The 22,988-nt window shown below is 39.8% G+C and carries 20 protein-coding genes; 1 reads left to right on the top strand and 19 read right to left on the bottom strand.

The window, feature by feature from the left end:
- The 8 genes from B2W36_RS21715 to B2W36_RS21680 all read right to left on the bottom strand — a co-directional run bounded on the left by B2W36_RS21715 (position 1) and on the right by B2W36_RS21680 (position 11,236).
- Positions 1–1,143, bottom strand: coding sequence for a SusE domain-containing protein (locus B2W36_RS21715; RefSeq protein ID WP_293889535.1), 1,143 nt, complete (start codon positions 1,141–1,143; stop codon positions 1–3).
- Positions 1,144–1,216: 73 nt separating this feature from the next.
- Positions 1,217–2,842 carry a RagB/SusD family nutrient uptake outer membrane protein gene (locus tag B2W36_RS21710; protein WP_293889534.1) on the bottom strand — a complete coding sequence of 542 codons (1,626 nt, stop codon included), beginning with the start codon at positions 2,840–2,842 and terminating at the stop codon, positions 1,217–1,219.
- 11 nt (positions 2,843–2,853) lie between these two features.
- A complete protein-coding gene (locus B2W36_RS21705) occupies positions 2,854–6,291 on the bottom strand; it encodes a TonB-dependent receptor (RefSeq protein ID WP_293889533.1) in 3,438 nt (1,145 codons plus the stop codon).
- A 211-nt stretch (positions 6,292–6,502) separates the two neighbouring features.
- Positions 6,503–7,672, bottom strand: a complete 1,170-nt coding sequence (locus tag B2W36_RS21700) for a FecR family protein (protein WP_293889532.1) — start codon at positions 7,670–7,672, stop codon at positions 6,503–6,505.
- A 105-nt stretch (positions 7,673–7,777) separates the two neighbouring features.
- Positions 7,778–8,380: an RNA polymerase sigma factor gene (locus B2W36_RS21695; protein WP_293889531.1), complete on the bottom strand. Its 603-nt coding sequence runs from the start codon at positions 8,378–8,380 to the stop codon at positions 7,778–7,780.
- A 637-nt stretch (positions 8,381–9,017) separates the two neighbouring features.
- Positions 9,018–9,464 (bottom strand): GNAT family N-acetyltransferase, encoded by a 447-nt coding sequence (locus tag B2W36_RS21690; protein WP_209578022.1) that lies wholly within the window; start codon positions 9,462–9,464, stop codon positions 9,018–9,020.
- Positions 9,465–9,814: 350 nt separating this feature from the next.
- A complete protein-coding gene (locus tag B2W36_RS21685; RefSeq protein WP_293889530.1) occupies positions 9,815–10,714 on the bottom strand; it encodes a dihydrodipicolinate synthase family protein in 900 nt (299 codons plus the stop codon).
- Between the two features lie 21 nt (positions 10,715–10,735).
- Positions 10,736–11,236: a cupin domain-containing protein gene (locus tag B2W36_RS21680; RefSeq protein ID WP_293884847.1), complete on the bottom strand. Its 501-nt coding sequence runs from the start codon at positions 11,234–11,236 to the stop codon at positions 10,736–10,738.
- A 33-nt stretch (positions 11,237–11,269) separates the two neighbouring features.
- Here B2W36_RS21680 and B2W36_RS21675 point away from each other — a divergent pair, with 33 nt between their 5' ends.
- Entirely contained in the window at positions 11,270–12,757 is a 1,488-nt protein-coding gene (locus B2W36_RS21675) for a PLP-dependent aminotransferase family protein (RefSeq protein ID WP_293889529.1), read from the top strand.
- Between the two features lie 30 nt (positions 12,758–12,787).
- Here B2W36_RS21675 and B2W36_RS21670 read toward each other — a convergent pair whose 3' ends face one another.
- From B2W36_RS21670 to B2W36_RS21620, 11 genes are all read right to left on the bottom strand, one after another.
- Positions 12,788–13,861, bottom strand: a complete 1,074-nt coding sequence (locus tag B2W36_RS21670; RefSeq protein ID WP_293889528.1) for an ATP-binding protein — start codon at positions 13,859–13,861, stop codon at positions 12,788–12,790.
- A 244-nt stretch (positions 13,862–14,105) separates the two neighbouring features.
- On the bottom strand, positions 14,106–14,711 hold the full coding sequence (locus B2W36_RS21665; RefSeq protein WP_293889527.1) for a GNAT family N-acetyltransferase: 606 nt from the start codon (positions 14,709–14,711) through the stop codon (positions 14,106–14,108).
- Between the two features lie 85 nt (positions 14,712–14,796).
- Positions 14,797–15,363 carry a Crp/Fnr family transcriptional regulator gene (locus B2W36_RS21660; protein ID WP_293889526.1) on the bottom strand — a complete coding sequence of 189 codons (567 nt, stop codon included), beginning with the start codon at positions 15,361–15,363 and terminating at the stop codon, positions 14,797–14,799.
- Positions 15,364–15,449: 86 nt separating this feature from the next.
- A complete protein-coding gene (locus B2W36_RS21655; RefSeq protein ID WP_293889525.1) occupies positions 15,450–16,364 on the bottom strand; it encodes a TIGR01777 family oxidoreductase in 915 nt (304 codons plus the stop codon).
- Positions 16,361–16,888, bottom strand: coding sequence for an isopentenyl-diphosphate Delta-isomerase (idi, locus tag B2W36_RS21650; protein WP_293889524.1), 528 nt, complete (start codon positions 16,886–16,888; stop codon positions 16,361–16,363). The genes B2W36_RS21655 and idi overlap by 4 nt, the downstream gene beginning before the upstream one ends.
- A gap of 53 nt (positions 16,889–16,941) precedes the next feature.
- A complete protein-coding gene (locus B2W36_RS21645; RefSeq protein ID WP_293884840.1) occupies positions 16,942–17,778 on the bottom strand; it encodes a phytoene/squalene synthase family protein in 837 nt (278 codons plus the stop codon).
- A 72-nt stretch (positions 17,779–17,850) separates the two neighbouring features.
- Positions 17,851–18,264, bottom strand: a complete 414-nt coding sequence (gene uraH, locus B2W36_RS21640; protein WP_293889523.1) for a hydroxyisourate hydrolase — start codon at positions 18,262–18,264, stop codon at positions 17,851–17,853.
- A 640-nt stretch (positions 18,265–18,904) separates the two neighbouring features.
- On the bottom strand, positions 18,905–19,555 hold the full coding sequence (locus tag B2W36_RS21635) for a MarR family winged helix-turn-helix transcriptional regulator (RefSeq protein WP_293889571.1): 651 nt from the start codon (positions 19,553–19,555) through the stop codon (positions 18,905–18,907).
- 101 nt (positions 19,556–19,656) lie between these two features.
- Entirely contained in the window at positions 19,657–19,968 is a 312-nt protein-coding gene (locus B2W36_RS21630) for a hypothetical protein (protein WP_293884837.1), read from the bottom strand.
- A 193-nt stretch (positions 19,969–20,161) separates the two neighbouring features.
- On the bottom strand, positions 20,162–21,304 hold the full coding sequence (locus tag B2W36_RS21625) for a TlpA disulfide reductase family protein (protein ID WP_293884836.1): 1,143 nt from the start codon (positions 21,302–21,304) through the stop codon (positions 20,162–20,164).
- A gap of 32 nt (positions 21,305–21,336) precedes the next feature.
- The gene (locus B2W36_RS21620; RefSeq protein ID WP_293884835.1) at positions 21,337–22,971 is read right to left on the bottom strand and encodes a S41 family peptidase; all 1,635 of its coding nucleotides are present in this window, start codon (positions 22,969–22,971) and stop codon (positions 21,337–21,339) included.
- Positions 22,972–22,988: the final 17 nt, after the last annotated feature.

Below are 22,988 nucleotides of genomic sequence, written 5' to 3'. Positions count from 1 at the left end.
TTAATTTGGTACCACGGTATGTGTATAATCCTTGTCACCTTGTAGAATCATCGAAATTTTTGTTGGATGACCATCCACTGCTGCTGCAAATTTCCATTTATCATCCCACTGCGATAGATTGGGCAATATACGGACGAAATAATAAGATGGAGCTGATGAACTATTAGGTGCACTATCAGTTCCATTTTGGGTTCCCAATTGTAAGGTTTCTGCCTTTCCAGCCTTGACAGTTTCCATTTGAAATTTATAGCGTTGATCGCGACCCCAGCTTTCTTGTTTAAAATTAATGATCCCTGTTGCTGACCAAACTCCCTTACCTTGATAAGGTAGATCCAACACCACAGCTCCGGATGGCGAAAAATAAACTCCCATGTTTTTGATCTCTGTGTAAGTAACTGCTGCAACATTGAAATCAATTCGAATACGATATACTGCTGTCTTAGCAATGCTGTTACTTCCGGTTTCACCTTCTTTTATTTTGGTTTGATCTTCCGAATAGAAAACACGTCCCTCAGCAGACTTGCGATCCGTAAAAATGTATTTTTTACCGGCTTCCAATTTTGTAAAGATCTCATATTCACCGTTCCCTACCAATTTAAAAGGTAAAGATGAGGCAACATCCGTCCCACCCTCAGTTGCCTCTCCAGTGATAAATAATTCATCGGGGATTTCCGCAAAACCTTCCAGTGTTTTGATGTTCAATACCTTTTTCGCATTGCTCAACACCCGTTTCATTCCACGGATAGCATAGACTGACCAGATTACATCGCCGCTCTCACCAGGGTTGATCCCCGCTTTCGTTGCTACCTGATTCAATATTTTGTGACTGATATTGGCGCCGTTTGAGTTTCCATTATTATCCGAGGTGACTGTATAAAGAGGCTTGCTAAAATCGCCATCGGACTTGTCAAAGACAACTTCATATTGAGCTGCCCCACCGTCGGCCACCAAGGCCGACTCCCATTCAAAATACAGCGCTGCGGAGCTGGAACTTAATAATTTGACAGCTTTTCCATCTGCAGGAGCATATAGATTCTCAACAGCAGACACCTCTGCGTCAGCGTATTTCATATCGTCTTTTTTACAGGAAACGATGCTCGCAACCAATGCGACCATTGCTATAACTTTAAAATACCATTTCATGTCTTTATCCTAAATTTATGGTTTGAAACGTACATTTTTTTAATGCGACGTTTGTGCTAGTTTTTTAATTAATTTAGTTTGAGTAGCCCTGATTGTTAGGCAATAAATTTTTATTTAGATCGATCTGGGTTCGTGGTATCGACCAGAGATAGTCTCTACTTTCATCAAATCGACGGATATCCAGTTTGATATTGCTATTGTTACCGCCGTATTTAGCACCCAATACCTGACCATCCAAATAAGTTTTACCCGCCTTCCAGCGCATGATATCATAGTAACGCAATCCCTCAAGAGCGAGCTCAGTTCTCCGCTCATTTCGGACAATTGTTTTCAGGTCTCCGGTCGTCGGGAAGTCCAGCGCCTTTGATGCTTCAAAACCTGCCCGCTGACGAATAGGTCTGATCGTCATGTCCCATACTGCGGCATTCAGTTGTCCCAGTGCTTCTTTTGCTTCTGCATACATCAATAAGATATCGGCGTACCTGAACATGATGATGTTCAATCCGGCATCGTATTTTACCGTTGCTGTTACATCGTAGTATTTCTTTACGTAATAACCTGTCGCGGAAGCGTTGGCACTCGCACCCTGATATTCGTCGAGCCGTTCCTTATCGGTTGTACCCGAGCCGGGTTTGATAAAAATCTTGCGTATTGTACCGTCAAAATCTGTCCATTGTCCGCCATGAAAAACGATGGTTGCGGCCATGCGTGGATCGCGGTTGACATAGGGATTACTATCGTTATATTGCGGATCCGTAGCAATGGTATTTCCGCCCAGTGTCAAATAATTATCAACCAGACTTTGCAATGGTGCATAACCGTTTAAACGTGCCTGTGCAGAGATTGGTGCGGCATCATATAACTTATTCCAGGTTTTTAAAAGAGGTACATAGGCATAATCCAGAATAACCTCTGAATTATATTCATTGGCTGCAGTAAACAGCTCCGGATAACTGCGGAATAATGCATAAGTTCCAAATTCGGTTTGTTTTTTCATCAGATTTTCACAGTACTCCACTACTTTATTCCAGTTGCTTTCATACAGGTAGGCCCGGGCTTGAAAGGCTGAAGCAGCCCCCTTGGTAATCCGGCCGCGGTCGTCTGCAGGTAAAGCGTCTTTGTTCGGTAGATCGGCGATGCATTGATCCAACTCTTGATGGATAAATGCCATAATAGTCGCTTTTTCTGTCCGTGGTAGAGTCTTGGACTCGTCCAGTGAGATATCTTTCGTGAAGAAAGGCACAGCGCCATAGAAATTAATAAGTCTAAAATAGAGAAATGCACGGATAAAGCGCACCTCGGCGATACGGCGTTTTTTGAGTGCCGGGTCCATTCCGGGTACACGCTCCACGTTCTCTAGATAGACATGGCAGGTCTTAATACCGCCGTAGAGATCGGACCACTCTGCCCCAAAGCGGCCCAGTGTCGGATCGGCAGTTCCATTACGGATTGCACGCTGGTCTGTGTTTGAGCGCCCCTCAAAAATATTATCACTCAGGGCTTCATCATTCCACATACGATCTGCTGAATACAGCTGATTATAGGCCATATTGACGATTTTTTCGGCATTGTCTGCGTAGTCCCAAAAATTTTCATCGGTAAAACGATCTGTTGGCAGCGTATCCAACTTATTACAGGATGTTAATTGGAGAATTGCCATTAAACTCAAGCCTCCTACAAGTATCTTATATAGTTTCATTACATAAAAGGTTAGAATTGAATATTTAATCCACCGCCATAGTATTTCAACGTTGGATAATTGCGGGCACTATTGGCCGAACCACCCATGTTAGAATCAAATTCGGAAGATTCGGGATCTATCCACGAGTTTTTGCTCAAAGTCAGTAAGTTTTGGGCGTTAATAAAAAAGCGAACACGTTGCAGTCCCCATTTCCCAATCACTCCTTTCGGCAATGAATAGCCTAGCTGTATATTTTTCAGGCGGGCGTATTTCCCATTGAAAAGATAGAGGTCAGAATCTTTCCCAAAATTGTTGGTGGACGCTGTTGATCCATTTGCAGTCAATCGCGGCCAATGCCCGTCAATATTTGTGGGTGTCCAATAATCGAGTTGGTGCTGATAAATGGCATACGAATAGTTCTGATGAAAAGGCTCGATCAATTCTCCGCGAATCATCATATCACGCTTCCCCACCCCTTGCCAAAACATGCTAAAATCAAAATCTTTATAATTCAAATTATAGGTAAGCCCAAATGTAAACCGAGGGAAACCATTGCCCAACACAAACCGATCGCGCGCGTCGATAATTCCATCGTTATTTCGGTCGACATACTTTACATCACCGGGACGCAGATCTGCCGCCGTAATACCGCTCGGCAGCGCCGAAGTTTCAATAGCTGTTATATTTTGGAAGAGTCCTTCCATCTTATATCCATAATAAGAATTATAAGGTAGCCCAACACGCGTTAATTTGGTAATATTATCTACTGTTGAAATACGGTCATCACCCGGCATTGCAATAATCTTATTGTGGCTGTCCCCCATGTTGGCATTAATCGAATGTTGGAAATCTCCTGTTGTCGCCCGGTAGTTAAGGTTTATTTCCCAACCCTCATTGTTCATTTCACCTAAATTCTGATTCTTTAGGGAAGTTCCAAATGTTGAAGGTATCTGGGGTGACATCAAGATATCTACTGTCCGTTTTTTAAAATAGTCGAAACTGGCCGTTAATTTATCACGGAAGAAGGATGCATCCAGCCCAATATTGAAATTATAAGTTTTCTCCCACCGCAAATCTAAACTGGCATAATTAAATCCAGCAGCAGCAACCGGCTGGTTGTTAAAACCATAACTATTCGGATAAGATTCGTAGGTAAAATAATACGCGTAATCATCTACGGCCTGATTGCCCAGAACACCATAGGTAGATCTGATCTTTAAGCTACCGATATGGTCTTTATACCAATTCATAAAAACTTCATCCGAAGCTCTCCATCCCAGTGATCCTGAAGGAAAGAAACCCCAGCGGTTAGCTTTCGAAAACTTGGAGGATCCGTCATAACGAAAACTAAATTCTGCAAAATATTTATTAGCAAAGTCATATCCCGCCCGTCCGAAAATGGAATTAATACTATTTTGCAATGTGCCATTTGGTGTTACACGTGCACTCACAGGGTCAATGACAGTGCCTGTAGTCGGTGTTCCGAGGACAGGATCAGTAAACTTCATTTTCAACTCGTTTTGTCGACGTGTATAGGATTCGTTGGATGCTCCAAAGAGACCTGATACATGATGACTTCCAAAACTTCGGTCGTAATCTAGGAGCAGCTGGAAGTTTAATAGTGAAGCTTTTTCATTAAAATCTTCGGTATTACGGTCTGAGTTTACATAGACCTGCGGTTGCAAGGCATCTGGATTTGAATATAATGGAACTTGGATTCGTCGAATAGAACGGTGGTCTGCATAGATATCTGCTCCGAAGATACCACGTATTTTCAAACCTTCGAAGAGTTTTGCTTCAAGATTCAGGTTGATATTGAAATAATCATTATCATTTTTGATGTAGCCTCCTTCGTTTAACTCAGCCAGTGGATTTTGGTCTGTCAGCGCATTGTTGACAAGATATTTTCCATTATCTGCCTGCATGCGATAGTAGTAATAGGAAGGAAGTCGCGAGGCATTGATAATGGCGCTACCAGCTGTATTGCCCACATTGTTATTCCGGGTATAGGCTAAAATCGAAGTGAGTTTAAAGCGGCCTATTTCTGTACTGAGGTTCGTCCGCAAATTGTACCGCTTAATGCCAAAGTTTTGTCCGACAAAATTACTGGGTTGATTGTAAAAGCCGCCGGAAAATAAGTACGAACTTTTCTCGCCGCCGCCGGCCACACTGATGTTATATTTTTGCTGGAAAGAATTTTTCATAATTTCAGGCAAGTTCCACCGCTCAATATCCCGATGGGCATACAAGTCAGCGATAGCCGCCGGTGAAAATTGTGGATCCATTCCAGAATTGGTTAGCGCTAGATTACGTAGGGTAGCATTTTGGTATCCTTCAACTGGAGAAAACAAAATTTTAGGTTCTTGCACGCCCCATTGTGTACCGAGATTTACTGCGGGGCGCTGATTTTGGCGTCCTCTTTTTGTTGTTACCAAAATAACGCCGTTGGCAGACCGCGACCCATAGATGGCTGTGGACCCAGCGTCCTTCAGTACCGAAACAGTTTCGATATCATCTGGATTAATCTTATTAAGCGTTCCGCCTTCTGTGATGATTCCATCAATTACCACTAGCGGCGCATTACTGTTCACGGTTGATATCCCACGTATATTGATATTCATCGAATTATCATTGGGATCCATGCTTTTCTGTTGGATGGTCAAGCTAGGTGAGGCTCCTTGAAGTGCTTGCGTTACATTGCCAACAGGTCGGTTCTCGAAGGTCTTCGCACTAATTTGATCAACGGCTCCGACGACACGCTGACGCGTGGTGGTACCGTAGCCAATCACGATAACTTCTTCCAACTGACTATTGCTATTCTTCATGACCACATTGAGCTGCCCAGATCCATCATTCCGCAAAGAGGAGATTTCCACAGTCAACGCGTCGTAACCTACCGAGGAGAATACGAGCATTGCTTTTGGGGAAAGATTTGTCATGGTAAATATACCCTCGTTATTAGTGGTGGTACCCATTGCTTCATTTCCCTTGACACGCACAGAAACGTTGGCGAGCGGTTCGCCACGTTCATTGGTTACGCGTCCTTTTACAATGGCTTGACTTGGTTTCGCCATAGACTTCATTGCTTCAGACTTTATGAAAGTATTTGGCTTGTCATGAATAACAACAGTCTTATTGTCAAGCTGGTATGTCAGGGGCTGATCAGTAAAAATCTGATCCAATACTTCAGACAGCTGGCGGTCCTTAACTTTTATGTAAACAGGATTAGCATTTTGCAACTGCCTCTCTGTGTACAGAAAATTGTATCCTGTCTGTAATTTGAGCTCCCTAAATATTTTTTTTAGGTTCATATTGGAGTATTCCAATGTTACCTTTTGTGCAAAGGTGGTAGCGCTAACCTGCATAAAAGTAACCAAGATAATTATGGTTGTCAATCGCATAATAAGCCATAGTTTACGGTATAGCCGATAGGCTATCTCCTTTTTTCTGATATAATTTTGATACATTTGTTAGGTTTATTTGCAGTGTATTCGAGTCGTCCAAAACACAAACATACTGCAGATTGGATAGTTAAAATTTAATTGTCCCAAACGGCAACCGAGTCCTTCGGGATCTTGGTTGTCTTTTTATGCCTAATCTTGTGGCTATTCCTTTAGTCTATTTTTCTTCATCGGTTTGTTTTTTAGGTTATTGTATAATCTATGATGCACAGGATAATTAGGGAAGTACATATAAAGTTTTTCCGTCGATTCTAAAGTGAACAGCACCTGTTTTTTCGAGCAAGCCCAAGACTTTTTGGACATCGTCAAAACGCGAGATTCCACCGCCAAACTTCTCCGTCGTTTTTCTACCCTGAAAAATAACGTCAACATTATACCAGCGTGCAATCTTGCGCATGACGCATTCGATATCATCTCCATCAAACATAAATTCGTTATTAGTCCAGGCAATAATCGGAGCGGTGTCCACCTGACGGGATTTCAGCACACCATTTGCACTAAGGTTAGACTGTTCGCCCGGCACTAATAGTACGCTTTCACTTCGTGAGCTGACTTGCACACGCCCTTCGAGCAACGTGGTTTGTGTCGACTCTTCTGCATAGCTACTTAGATTAAAATGAGTACCGAGCACTTTGACCTCTTGATTTGCGGTCTTCACAATAAAAGGGTGTTTGGAATCTTTCGCTACTTCAAAATATGCTTCACCAGTTAGCACAACAGTTCTATTGCCCCCTTTGGAAAAACGAACGGGATACCTGAGCGAGGATGCAGCATTGAGCCATACTTGTGTCCCATCAGGTAGTTTAATTCGGTAGGTTTGGCCTTTAGTTGTCGATAAGGTATTTTGTCCTAAAGCGCCTTGGGCATGCTGCACAACTTCATAGATTAATTGTCCGTCGCTTGTTTTGGCGATATTTATACCAGATTCTTCCACAATTTGGCCATCTTGTGTATCATACAAATAAATCTGTTTGCCATTGGCTAATAATAGCGTGGCAGATTGCTTTCCCGGTGATATTGCACTTTGTATTGCTGGCGGACCAACATTGTTCGTTTCTACGTTAAAAAACCGTTGACCGATAGCTAATAGTCCAATAATGGAGGCTGCGATTGCGCCGATACGTTTCCAATCCCACAGCGATCTTGTTTTCGGTTTATTGATCTGGAGATGCAATTGATCCCATGTATTGTCCAATACAGCCAATATCGCTGGATCATCCAACAAATATTGATCGATGGGATCGTCCAAAACCTCTTGGATGATTTCTTGAAGTAGTATTTTATCTTTACCAGACTTTATATAGGACAAGAACTTGCGCGAATTTTCTTCACTAAGTTTTCCATGTATATACTGCCTTAGCGTATATCGAAGTGTTTCCTTTTCCACAATTGGTTACTCTCTTTTTAGCTAATACACTTCAGCAGCGTACATCATCTGCTCCGGTTTCATTTTTTTTTATTTTTTTGAGGAAGAGAAAGATGATCAACATGATTACTGTTGGAGAAGTATAAATGAAACGAGAAACCATGTAGATTTGTCCAAAATTCCATGTTTCTCTTTTATATACTTAGTGGCTTTTACAATATGGTCATTGATCGTCGACGTCGATATACTTAATAAATTGCTTACTTCCGCGTAGGTCTTGCCCTCAATCTTACAAAGTTTATAAACCAGTCTACGTTGTGGTGGAAGTTGGTCTATGGTTACCGACAACCATTGCCGATATTGCTTTTCATAGAGTTGTTCTTCGACATGACTATACAATGCTGTATTTTGCAAGCTGAGATATGCTTGAACTTGCTTTTCAACGTTATTTCTTCGGATAAAATTGTAGACAGCATATTTGGCAATCTGAAACAGATACGATCGAAAAGACTGATCGGGATCAATCAATTCACGCTTATCCCACACTTTAATAAATACCTCTTGTAGTAATTCAGCAGCATCTTGTTCAGACTTGACCATCTTACGGATATTGAGATAAATACGTCCACTGTACTTTTTGTAAATTAGCTGAAAAGCTTGTTGGCAACCCGAACGTAGGGCGATCAACACAGCTTTCTCTTCAGCGTCGTCGTATTTTTGTGCATCCATGGTCACGTTTTACCCTTTCATCGATAGCAAATATTGCTAAACGTTTATTCTATTTGGTTATCTATTTCCAATCTTAAAATTTATGGTATAAACTAGTGAACGTTATAAACTAGTAAGCATCATAATTAGTGAACGCCAAACAAGATAACTACGTGATGCCGGAATATTTCATAATATTGCCGTTCAACCTGTATCGTTTAACTTGTATAAGGACTATCGTAAGATGGTTATATGCAAATGTAGTAAAAACTAAAACGGTTTTGCACTCATTATTCTTTTTTTTTCCAAGTAACTCTTTCATCTTCTATCTATATTTTCGATTGCTGATCGGAAAATTAATTTTCTGAACAATAGTCCGAATTACGCTCAGCCCTCAATTCCGAATCGTTTGGAATGAAAAGGAGAATCGCTGCTGTACCATCGGAAATAGGAGCTAAACGGTAGCTTTTTAGACTGGAAAAAATGATAATGTCGATTAAAACAACTTAATTAACAAAAGAAGGAGTAGAAAACTATTGCGTTCTACTCCCTTTGGTCTTTCAAAAAGCGAAACTTTCGGCCGAAATTTAACGCTTCTTTAGCAACCTATTTTACAACAGAATACCGTTGTATTTATACGTCCTGCTATCGTATTTTTCTACTTCCACCAATAGTAATAGTTGTGATTGCCATCATATTCGAAACCACAACGTGGATATAGCTTATTCCCTATGTCGTTTGTTTTTTCCGTTTCAAGCATCAATCCGCAAGCTTCTGTTTCGCCACACCACTGTTTTGCTTGGTTTATCAATGCCACAGATAAGCCATGCCCTCGATAATCAGGATGTACAAACAAATCACTTAACAGATATTGCTTTGCAAGTTTAATGTAATGGTACAGTTTGTAAAGCTGTACAAAACCAACAGCTTTACCATTTGCATATACCACAAAAATAGTGGATTGATCGTGAATCATTCGTTCCCTTACAAACTGTCTACACTGCTGGTAGTCGTCATTCTGACGGTAAAAAATCCGGTAAAGGTTAAATAATTCTGCGGTTTCGTCTAATTCGTTGAGACCTACTTTTTTAATGTTAAACTCCATTTTTTATGAGTGTTGTTGATTATGCTAAAATAGATGATAATAAGATGAGCTTAGTGGTACAGTTTATCAAAAAACGGGTATGCCAGTACATAAGATTTGGTTACTGCTTTCGATTTTACATTCACCTTAATCGTATTGAATGGCCTATACCGAGCTTTACATGAATTACCCGTCTGTTTTGACGTCATTGTACTTTATTTGAAATCACATCTGAACCTGTAAAGCCCAGAAGCTCTGGTTGGTTCCCGGGCTTTTAAAAGACTTCCAATCTGTGATCGAAACTCCAAAGTTGATGTCATACATTTGCATTATCCGGTAACAATGAAGAACAGGCTGTACACCGGTATGATTTAACTTTGATAAACTTCGTTTTCCATAGCTGAAAGTATGTCAGCCAGTTCTGCTATTTCCATTTCGTTGAGGGACTGAATAGGGCTTTTAAAACCACCTCCACCTACTTCGAGTAAATCCAGACCTGCCTTTATGGAACGTGGTAAACCTTTGGCGACAATAAATTTCAGCAGCTCAATCTGCTGGTAGAAAACTGTTCTCGCCCGGTCCAGATCATTTTTCTCAATGGCGTCATAAAGTGCTATGTTGAGTTCAGGTATCAGATTAGGCGCAGCGGTACACCAACCTCGTGCACCTGCAGAAAAAGCGGCCAAAGCCAGCGGATTCGAACCATTGAAAAAAGCTACTTCTTCGCCTAAGACCTTTCTCAAATAATGCATTCGCTGAATATCTCCAGTGCTTTCCTTAATCATCGTGACGTTTGGAATGTCCAGTAAACGTTTCAACAATGTAGGCGACATATCCACGCCACCCGTAGCCGGATTGTTATATGCCATAATAGGGATAGAAATTTTGGACGCTACTTTGTCGTAGTGGTTTACAATTTCGTCATCGGTAAGTTTCCAATAGCTCATTGGAATAATCATTACGGCTGTTGCTCCTGCTTTTTCGGCAAACTTTGCATGATAAACGGTTCGCTCTGTTGTAAGGTTTGAAACCCCTACCAGTGTAGGCAATCTGCCTGCCACCTGTTGCATCGTCGCTTCGGTAATGGCTTCTTTTTCACCATCATTCAGATAAGGCATCACGCCTGTACTCCCCAAGGGAGCAATACCGTGTACACCGGCTGTCACTAATCGCTCTACCTGCTTTTTGAACAAGGGAATATCGATGTGCTCGTTGCTGTCAAAGGGTGTAATGGGATAGGCAATCACACCTTTAAATGGTACTGTGCTCATTATGTAAATTTCATTTTAAAGTTAAAAATCTCTTCCTTCTTCTTCACGGAGTGCTACTCCAAGGTTTTGAAGTTGTGGGGCATTTTCGCAGGCAATATACTTTGCTGGTTGGCTATCGTTCAGATTTTGGTGCTGATGCCACGCCCACGATGGAATGTAAACAGCATCACCTGCTTCCCATTCCACAATTTCATCTTCAACTTTTGTCCACCCCTTACCTTCGAGCACATACAAAACGGTCTCATAGGTATGGCGATGTAGATGCGTTTTCTGTCCAGGCAATAATCCACCGATAGTCATACTTACATTTTTACTTGGCAGATCCACAAAGAATACCGGATGTTTTCTCTCCTCCGAAAATTGATGATGTACCCCAGCGTTCTCTACATTTTTGTGGATAACATGCGAAGGCTTTACATAGGTTGGCCGGGCAAATGTTTGATGAAAATCTTTTGAACTGAATTGTTTTTGCTCGTCATGAATAGATTTCTTTACTTCTGTAGCTGTTTCTAATTTTGCCATTACTGAAATATGATTTGTTTTTTGCACTATTGCATGACAAAAGTATTGTATCTTTGGACTGTATTAATGATGCAGTTTTTACAAAAATTGATAGTCCAGATGTTACGCGATTGGAAGTTTGAAATACAATTAGATGAGAAATTGGATAAGGCCGTTTACCTACAAATTGCCGATGCTTTAATAAAAGATATCCATTCGGGACGACTAAATCCTGGGGATGCTTTACCCGGAAGTAGAAACTTGGCACAACTATTAAAAGTCAATAGAAATACGGTTGTAGAAGCGCTAAGTGTCCTGCTGATTGAAGGCTGGCTGGTTTCTAAGGAACGACAAGGGACATTTGTTGCTGATACATTGCCTAATTTTAAAGATGTACACAGTAGTGATGAATTAACCGCGACTATACAGCGTACTGCAAACCAGCATTATCATCTGCGGTTTGATGATGGGCATCCGGATACTAAAATTGCTCCTATTGGTGAGCTGGCTCGCGCTTATCGTCAAATTTTCAATCAAAAAGCCAAGTGGCAGATGATGGGCTATGGCAATGAATTTGGAGATTTTGAATTTCGTAAAACAATTGTTCAAATGCTCAATCATCAAAGGGGAATGCGGGTAAACGAACATCATATCTGCATCACAAGGGGAAGTCAAATGGCGATGTACCTCACTTCACAATGTCTTTTTACCAAAGGCGACTATGTGATGATAGAAAATCCTGGTTACAAACCCGCATGGGAAGCATTTGAACATGCAGGGGCCACGCTGCTGCCGGTTAATGTAGATCACAACGGCTTAATGATAGAAGAGGTCAGTCACTATCTGAAAACTTATAAACAAATAAAGGCTATTTACGTAACCCCGCACCATCAATACCCGACGACGGCAACCCTGAGTTTAAAGAGAAGATTGGAATTAATACAGCTTTCCAACACCTATGGTTTTACTATTATTGAAGATGATTATGATAATGAGTTTCATTTCGGATACCGTCCGCTGTTGCCTTTGTCAAGTTTTACAGAACTAAAAAACTATGTATATATCGGTACGCTAAGCAAGGTAGTAGCGCCCGCATTGCGTATTGGCTATCTGGTAAGCAATAACGGTGACTTAATTAAAAATGCGGGCAGCCTGCGAAAAATAATTGATGTGCAGGGAGACGGTATTATGGAGCAGGCAGTGTTACAACTTATTAAAGATGGTACGATTAAACGTCATATCAAAAAGGCAAGCCATTATTACAAATCCAAGAGGGATTTTATGGCGGGGCTGTTAAACAAACATTTCGCCGACAAAGCGACATTTACTTTCCCCGAAGGTGGTTTAGCATTTTGGATAGTGCCCCATAAGGCCGTCGATTGGTCGTATGTCGCAGGAAAATTAGACAGCGTAGGAATTCAAATCATTCTACCAAATACCTATAGCTTCGATAAACGGGTAAAAGGCATCCGGTTAGGTTATGGATCTCTATCGGAAAAAGAATTAGAAGAAGGAATTATCGCATTGTCGAAGGTGCTATAGGCAGATAGTCTCAATTGTAAACAATTTAAACTAACTTTGCTTTAAAAAGATCTTTATTTCAGTCCCTTGTCCAGGTTCACTGATTAAGTCTATCTTGCCACCCGCCTGTTTGACAATAGTATTTACCAGGTAGAGGCCCACTCCGGATCCATCAACCAATTTGGTAGCCCGCGTAAATTTCTCAAAAATTGTTTCCTTATCCTTAGCTCCCATACCGATCCCATTATCCTTAACAGATACAACGATATAGTCACCCGCTATGAATGATCTCACGAGAATTTCCGGAGGGCGTGTCTCTGGGGTATATTTCACCGCATTATTGATCAAATTATAGAGCACGCTGCGCAGCTTACGTCGTACAAAATAAAATTCCGAAACCGCTAAATCCTGATGAATAATCGCATCGGTCTCTATAAGCTGCTGTGCTAAACTCAAACGTACGTCCTCCAAAATATTAGGAAGATCTACCAATTCAGATGATGCCTGATACTTTTGCTTCTCCCACCGACTTTCGGTAAGATCGTGAATTATCTTTTTTATTTCTATCAAGCTTTTTTCATGATTTTGCATTAAAGGCAAGAATTTCTCGGAATTTCTATCCTTTACTTCCTTCATCAACCCAAATGTAAGATTGAGTACCAATAATGGATTTTTGATATCATGGGCAATCGTATCTAGCAGCAACTCATGTTCCAAAACGAGCCGTTCTTGTTCCTTAAGATCTCTCACCCTCGGAGTAATATCGACAAATGTTATAATCACACCGTTTGTCCGGTTCTCTTTACGAACATGATAAGGGAGTATATTCATCTGATACCACCTTAAATCTGTTGTCTGTATCTCTTTCTCCAGGATTTTACCGGTTGCCATAACAGTGTTTATATTATTGATAAAAGTCGGAAACCGAAAATTTCCCCTTATGTTTTCAAGGGACATTCCTATAAACTCTGGCTTAAGATCAAACTGCTTCATCGCTGGCGGAGTAAACTTCCTTAAAATTAAGTCCGCATCCACAAATAATTGTGGGATGATGGTATTGCTAAAATAATTTTCCAGGTCTTCGTTGAGTTGAGTTAAGTCGTTAATTTTATTGTCTTTATTCATAGAAGCACATTATATTTTACCCATAAAAACAAGCTAAAATAAATATTGTTTTGACTTACCCACCTATACAAAAGCTGATAAAAGTCCATTTAAACGTCTCAACAGCATTTAGTGAACAACATTTTATTCAGAAGCAGGCTAGGAAAATTTACTTTTTCATTTTTCCAATAGCTGCTATTTTTACTGGTTGTCCATACAGAGCTATATGGAGATTTCAATGAGTTTTTCAGCCCTTTACGAATTTTTAGACACTCTCGGTCTTATGGATAGTTGAACTGCGCCTTACCATAAACGTCATTCTGATATCGGATAACGCCACTTCGTCAATAATCTCAAAACCTTTTTTCCTATAAATTTTTACATTCAATGGATTAGCAGTTTCCAGATATACATCTCTTCCAGAATTTTCGGCCTCAGTCAAAACAGGATCTAATAATCCTTTAGCCAATCCTTTCCCCTGCCCCGAAGGCATTACACCGATACATGCCAAATATAGATATGGCTTTTGATTATCTATATGCGCATCCTTAAGTTTTAGCAGTTTAAGTGATCGAAAAACTGTCGAAGGTCCCATGTAGAGTAAGAACTTTAAGTTTCTAACTATTTGTGCAGCTGTTACACGCGTTTTGTTTTGAGATTGCCACAGTGCTACAGCATTTCTAGTCGGATCAATAAATATCTCACCGTTAGTGAATGTTTCTTCAACTATATAATTTGCCAGAAAATAAATCTTTTTTTCGAAGTTTCTTTTTCCAATCATCCACCTAAAGCAAGGATCGTTTACAAATGAACTACATATAACCTCTACCACGCGCGCAGCATCTGTCTTATTTGCTTTCCTATTTTTCATAAATACAAAAAACTGAAATTAAACGACCAATAAACATGACAATTGTCAATAAAATCAGTAGACAGCGGTACCCTATAATTCGCGTCTAAATTTTGCCTCGAATCCTGCTCAATGTTTCCACTTTAACTCCGATATAAGATGCTATATATCGGATACTCACGGTGGCAATTAATTGTGGATAATGATCCATCAAAAATTGATATCGCTCCAAAGCCGTTGTATGCTGAATAAATCGCAAACGTTCATCTAAAAGAAGAGCGTAGGAAATAATTAGCTTTCTCTCCAACTCCAATAAAATTGTATTGTCTTTTTTCAACTTATCAAAATCAGCTACAGAAATACGATAAACCGTCACTGGGCTAAGAGCCTTAATATAGTCGGTACTTTTGATTTTGAATACGGCTGTTCTAAAGTCAGCTACGATATCTCCAGGAAAGGTGAAGCTTGTAACAACTTCTTCCGTATCTCTTATATAATAGTTCACTAAGATTCCTGTCTCCACCACATAATAATACAAATTCCGCTGTCCGGGTGATAACAATAAGGTGTTCTTTGGAAATTTGACCAGCTCAACAAAATCAGCGATCTGATCATCTATGGCGGTCTTCAGATCTTTCAGTACGGAGGTTGCATAGTTATTGTAAAGCATCATATGTATATATAAATAATATGGACGAGTAACCACATATGAAGCAAATAAAACGAAAAAGTTCTAAAGTCAGCTTATATAATTATCGATCATTTACCATCACGCAGCAGCGACCGTTCTATGGTGTCATAAATAAATTTAAAACCCATACGCCTAATTTTCTCGTCACTGACGCGCGAACCTTGCAGCAGCATGACAGCCATATCGCCATATAATAGTTTTAACATAAATCCGGGAACATTAGGCAAAAAGCTTGTTTTAGCAAACGATCTCAGCAATACGTAAGAAAAATCATTCATAGTAATATGTTGAGGAGCAACAGCATTATAAACACCTCGGACATCCTCTTGATGGAGTATAAACTCGTACATACGCCCCAAATCACGAATGTCGATCCAAGGGAGGTATTGCTTCCCATTGCCTACTGACACATTGATACCAAGTCTTGCCAACGGCGCAAGCTTAGCATACATACCTCCCTCTTTACCCAAGACAATACCTTTTCGCAATATAACAGTTTTGACCCCCAAGCTTTCAAACTGCCGAGCAGCCTTCTCCCATAATTTACAGATGTGGGCCAGAAAATCACTGCCGCTATTAGCATCTTCCGAAAATAGGGTATCGGTTGTACGTGCACCATAATAGCCAACTGCCGATGATGAAACAATTTTATCAATCGCAATAGCATGGTGTTCGATGTATTTGTAAAGTAAATTCAGTGACAACACCCGGCTTTCGATGAGGTCCAAACGGCGTTTAGTTGTCCATCGTCCGGCGCTTATATTTTCACCAGTCAAATTAATGATGGTATCTACTCCCTCAAAAGCCTTTATATCGATGTAGCTCTTTTCTAAATCCCACTCAAAAAACTTTGTTCCGCTCTGCTCAGATTCCGCTAGAGCCTTACGTGTTAAGACGTGTACCTCATAACCAAGCTGTGTGAGGTGGGAAACGAGATAACCACCTACAAAACCAGTCCCTCCTGCGATTAAGATCTTCTTCATATACTAGCTTGTTTTAGCCTCTGTATTACCTGAGGAAGCGCGGCTTTGAACCAATAGGTATAACGTGTCGGATGAGCAGAAATATCCGTCAAAATTTGCTCAACCGAACACCATTTAAAATCAGCGGCCTCTGCTGGATTGAGTATTGGATCAGTATCGATACATCCTATGAATACATGGTCATACTCATGTTCAATCAAATTATTTTCGACTTTAGCATGATAGATAAAGGCGAAAGAGAAACTTAATTCGCAAGTGATGCCCATTTCAAAAAAAAGCCGCTCTTGAGCACTATCTAAAACGTCCTCCCCAACCTGCGGATGCGAGCAACATGTGTTTGTCCAAAGCCCCCCACCATGATATTTATCCAACGCCCGTTGCTGCAGCAGTAGCTCTCCGCTACTGTTAAAAATAAATATTGAAAAAGCCCGATGCAATAGCCCTTCCTTATGAGCAGCAAGCTTATCCATCTGACCGATTTGTCGATCATTTTTATCTACAAGGACAACATGATTTCTATCCATAGTTTTGTAATTTAAGAGACAAGGAATATCCGCCTCTAAATTCATATTTCAATTTATAAATACGCTATTTTGTACCGTACATAACTCTTGACCGCAACCAAGGCCTTTTGAAGATTCGGTATCCGAATCCGATTTTCTAAAATTTCTTTTGAAGATTTTCTACGAATCTTGGCAAAAAGTGATAGATAATATTTGTAAGCTAAATAAACCCCAAACTTTGCAGATGCGGGCAGTTTTTTTATTCCCAAAAGCGCTTCCTTAAATTCATTGTGAATTTCATGCTCAATCTGACTTTTGATTGCGTTATTAAAAACTGTCATATCCAAGTTAGGAAAATACGTCCTTCCAAGAATATGATAGTCCTGTTTGAGATCACGTAAAAAGTTTATTTTCTGAAATGCAGATCCGAGTTTCATGGCGTAGGGTTTCAGTTCTTCATACTGCGCTCTGTCTCCCTCGGTAAAAACTTGCAAACACATGAGTCCCACAGCTTCTGCCGAGCCATAGATATATTCCCTATAACGTTCGTCATTGTAATCGATCTTAGTCAGATCCATCTCCATACTGTGAAGAAATTGACGAATCAGCTCAGTATCTACTGCATACCTATGTACTGTTTCCTGAAAGGATTGTAATATGGGATTCAAGGAAATTTTCTCTTCTAAAGCACAGTTTGTATCTAAATATAAGCGTCCCAAAAGGCGCTTCTTATCATAACCGTGAAAACTATCTACAATTTCATCTGCAAGCCGCACATAGCCGTAGATTGCATAAATACTATTACGAATGCAGGGTTTTAGTGCCAAGATACCGAGTGAAAAGCTGGTACTATATTTTTCGGTAGTTCTTTTGCTTACTTCATAAGCGAGTTCATCAAATAGTTTCTTCATGGTCCAATAATTTATGATCTGACTAGACGCTCGATTGAGTAATACAAGATCAATAAGCCGCTTTCATTTCACCTAGCTACCTCTGTATGTGGAATATCCAAATGGACTTACCGTGATTGGAACATGGTAGTGTTTATCGTCTTTTATCTCAAAAATGACTTCAATAAAAGGATAAAAGGTTTCGAGGTTTTGACTGACAAAATAATTTTCTGTATAGAATTTAAGTTTATATATCCCTTTATTATCACTCTTTCCAACTACTAAAAAATTACCAATACGACCGTTACTATCCGTTTTTTCACTGGCTATAGTAATCCATTCCTTATTTGGCATTAGTCTTTCCAAATCAACTTTGACATTTGGTGCGGGACTTCCTTTGGAAATATCCAAAATGTGACTCGACAATTGATATTTATTATTCTGGCAATATGCTGTAAATCCAAACAACATACAAAACAGGATGATAAAATATTTGTTTATATTCATATCTATTTATTTAATATCTCTTTTCTTTCATTACTTAACTTATTTACCTACAATAAGGTTTGATCAATTCTTACTCCCTCATAATTAATGTCCAATACTCCTTTTCTTACTCCACTCGATTTACAGCCTGTAGTGAAGGGCATCATCCGCTATCGGGATGCTCAGTTCAACCTAAATAGATTATAAATATACTATTATTGTTTAAATAAATTTAGAATACCTTATTTTAAGTTTAAAAACAAACTAAAAACAAGAGATGACGCTAAACCCGATATCTTGTAATCCTAATTTTCCTATTTATTGTCATGCTCTAAATATAAAGCCACTGATGCTACTTAGAAATGGTATAAGCTTCATTGAATTTTACCACCATTTTTTTAGTAACCATAAAAAAATTATTTAAAATCTTTCACCAAATATAGTTCATTTAAACTCTATTTTAGTATTAAAAAATACTAAAATAGAAAAAAATAGCAGTGAAATAATTGAAGATAATTAATTTAGCTAATACATCGGTATAAAAAGACGGTTGAGCACAATCAATAGGTACTTAATAATCAACACATTGCACAAAGATAACACATTGCACGAAGATTAAGCGAACGAATGCTTTTTCAAATAAAAAAAGATTAGGCTCAGCCTAATCTTTTTTTAAATATTGTTCGAGGTCGTTCACGTCTTTCTTTTCAATCAGGGTATGATGATGATGATCAAGCTTTGCAAGCAATATGATCAATAAATCACGTTCTTTATTGGAAAGATTTCCAACTAATATATTACCTACAATTTTCATTTTAGGCAGCACCTTAAATAATTCGGCACGCCCAGCATTGGAAATACATATTGGTTTAGCTCTTTTATCAGAGACTTTGGGTGCCTCTTCAATTAAACCAAGACGCATTAATCTCCGAATCACTTCAGTACCGGAGGCCTTTTCGACTGCATTTTTTCGAATCAGTTCTGTTTGCAGAAGTTTGTCATAAGAAAATAGCACCATTAAGAAGGTAAAGTCCTCTGGAGACTGTAGATGAGTTCCTTCGAATGCCAATTTAATATAATGTTTGGCATAACGGTTCATCATCAAAAGAAGTTTTCCTAAATCTTCTGCTGGAACGTCCCTATCTTCTACCACTGCATGGTCTCCCCCGACTTTCCGTGTTTGAGTCATCCCAATTGAATTTTTGAGATACATGTATTTTAGGAAATCATCAAGTGTGCCATTTGCTGATTCATTGGTGCAGTAATCTTCAAGCTCTTCAGCTATTTCGATCAAAAGATCTTTTCTTATCATCACGACTTTCTCTTCTTTACAAATGAAAGAATTTTTATTGCGAAAAAAAAATTAAAAGGTACGTGCAGCTATTGTAACCATCAGCAAATTGGCGTGCTCGTTTAATCTTCCACTCGCTTTTCACCTATAACGATGTCGCCAACAATAGATCTTAAATAGCCTTCATATGCGATATTCAAGCCCTCAATAATTACTGGATCGTGTGCGTCAATATCACCCAGTATTTGCTTATCATCATAGCTATTTCCAACAATTGCTAAGGAACAATGTTCGCTTTGTATTGGAAAAAGTCCGACACCTATGATTTCCTCTCCAAATGTAACAAACCAAGTTTCTTCACTATGGTCTGTCGTTGTGTTTGGTATATGTATGGCCTGCTTCAGGTCTGCACATTTAATCAGATCAAAATTCATTTTCTTTATCTATTTTACATAGATAGACAGCTTGAAATGGAATATTGTTTTTTAAAACCGGACAATATATTGCCGTATTCGATCTTGGAAGTGATCACTTACAGGAAGTTGCTAGGGCTACAATGAGGTTGCAGCCCTAGCAACTGGATAAAAATTTGTCGGCACTGATGCTGTTTTATAGCATAAATGAAAACTATTTTGCAAAAATTTCAGCTAGTTTTTTATCTAACTCTTCACCACGCAAATATTTAGCAATAATTTTTCCATTTGGATCAACCAGAAAATTCATGGGAATAGCCTTGACATCATACATGGCCCCAGCTTCATTTTCCCATCCCTTAAGATCCCCCACCTGTTTCCAAGTCAGTCCATCATCTTGAATAGCTTTTAACCACTTCGCTTTATCCGCGGCTTTATCCATGGAAACTCCTAGAATTTCAAAGCCTTGTTTCTGGTATTTCGCATAGGCTTTTACTAAATTTGGATTTTCACGACGGCAAGGTGCACACCAAGATGCCCAAAAATCAATCAGGACATACTTTCCACGGTAGTCCGATAACTTGACCGGTTTACCATCAACATCGGGCTGTGTAAAATCTTGTGCTTCTACTCCTTCGCTCGTTTTTTTGACCAGAGCAATACGCTTAGCAAGGTCTTTCCCAAGAATAGAGTTTTGTAAGCTCGGATCTAATGTGCTAAATATTTTTTCGGCTTTGACAGCGTCAAACTCGGGTGGTAATGTTGAGTTAAATGCCATCAAGGCCATATAGCTTTTTGGATTTTTGGAAACATAGTCCAACTTTGCATCGATTGTCTGTTGCTGTATCACATTAGCACGATCTTCCAATGTTTTAATGTATTTGGGGTCTTGCTGATCTGCAAGCGATTTGGACTTATATTCATTTTCCAATACCTGATACTGGTCATAAATCGGCTTTAGCATAGCATTTACCCGATCATTTTCTGCATTCAAAGGAGATCCAGTTATCTTTGCATGTCGTATAGAATCTGCCGCCGCGAATTTGATTGTTGTTCCTTCTATCAAAAAAGGCAATATATCTTGCTTTGGTGGTTTCGCTGGATCGAAAGGGGCATTATCGTGAATGATACGTAAATGCGCTTCCATCGGTGACGGAATAGTTCCTTTAAATTCAAATTTTCCATTTTTCATTTCAACAGAATCAATCTTTTCTTTTCCTTCGTAGCTCAGACGAAGATAGGCTTTTGCAGGTTTATCTAACTTGCCCACTGTACCTTGCAGCGTATAATTTTGCTGCGCATATCCCATCGCTGGCAATATACAGGCCAATGCGAGGGTCCATTTTATATTTCTCATATTCATTCAGTATTTATTCTACTATTTAAAATTTATTTTGACACGTTTTCAGTACCTTTTTTTAAGGTTTGCCCAACAATGCCCGTTTGTAATAATTGTTTATAAAGCTTTTCGTCACGAAGGACAAGTAGGGCGTCTTGGAAACTTTTATTCGATTCATTTCTGATGCGCGCCATATAATCCCCACCGGTATAAAGTAGTGAGGCAACCTGCGCTTTAAATTCTATGTCGATGGCAGCGTGGGCACTTTGATGATCTTCTGGAGGTATAGCAATAGACTGCTTACGTGCTGCTGAAATCAGCTGTCTATGCACTTCTTTAGGCACATTAAATCGAGAATTAAATGCGGTAAAGTCTGGATAAGCATTCAGTAACGCGCGACGATTCTGCTGTACAAATTCAAATCCACCTTTGGCAACAATCCCATTGTTCATGAACTGTGCCATCCAGGTGCTATATAGATTTGTGTCGATGGGCACAAATCGGTCTGGCATGATGCCTCCGCCGCCATACACGGTTCTTTTATTAGTCAATGTGCTGTACTTTAAAGAATCTGGAAAAGAAATATGTCCTGCTTCCAATAATTCCTTAGAGGCCATACGGCGATTAAAATCCTGGAAATAATCTTCCTTTCCTTTGGTATAGGGTTTCTGAATTGACCGTCCGGATGGAGTATAGTAGCGGGCTCCTGTTAGATTCATTTCTGAACCGTCAGACAATGGAACGGGTTTCTGCATGAGGCCTTTTCCAAAACTGCGCCGACCGATGACCACAGCGCGATCCCAGTCCTGAAGTGCTCCTGTAACGATTTCACTGGCTGAAGCTGTGGATTCGTCAATTAGGACGACCAATTCCCCTTCGTAAAATTGACCATAACCGCCAGTGAAGTAGTAATCTTTTCCGCCTTGGTTAGGTACGGAATAAAAAACAATTTTCTCTTTGGGTAAAAATTCATCTGCGACACCAATAGCGGATTGCACATAGCCGCCACCATTACTCTGCAGGTCCAGGATCAATTTTTTCATTCCCTGGCTTTTGAGGCTCTTTAAAGCAGCGTCTATTTCCTGACGCGTGGTCTGATTGAAAATTGAAAGTGCAATATAGCCAATTTCCTTGTCGACCATATAGCTTTCACGAACGGATTTCTCCAGTATATTTTCGCGTACTATGCTTATATTTTTGCTGTCAGTGCTTCCCGGCGACACGATTGTCAACACAACCGGTACATCTTTTTCCCCACGCAATTTTTCCATAATCTCACGGTTCCCCCATTTTTCCCCAACGATGCTATCGCCATCAATGCCGAGGATTTGGTCACCAACACGGATTCCTGCACGCATGGCTGGACCATCTGGATTAACTTTTGTTACGAAGGTCTGTTCATTATTTTTTAGAAACTGAATCCCAATTCCAGCAAAACTTCCACTCATGACCACACGCATTTGCTCGGCTTCCTCACGACTCGTATAACGTGAATGAGGATCTAAATCCGAAATCATTGCTTTGATCGCGGCATCTACCAAATGTTCTTCATTTACCTGGTCGACATAATTCTGCTGAATAAGCTTCAGTGCCTCCTCAAATTTATATTTTGGATTCATCTGAGCCTGCAGAGACAGTCCCAGACCGAGCATTCCGACGAGTAAGCTTGTTGCTTTACTATTCATAGTGTATCTTGGTTTAA

The sequence above is a fragment of the Sphingobacterium sp. UBA3549 genome (assembly GCF_002376635.1).
Taxonomy (GTDB): Bacteria; Bacteroidota; Bacteroidia; order Sphingobacteriales; family Sphingobacteriaceae; genus Sphingobacterium.
This window is presented reverse-complemented; position numbering and strand designations above follow the sequence as displayed.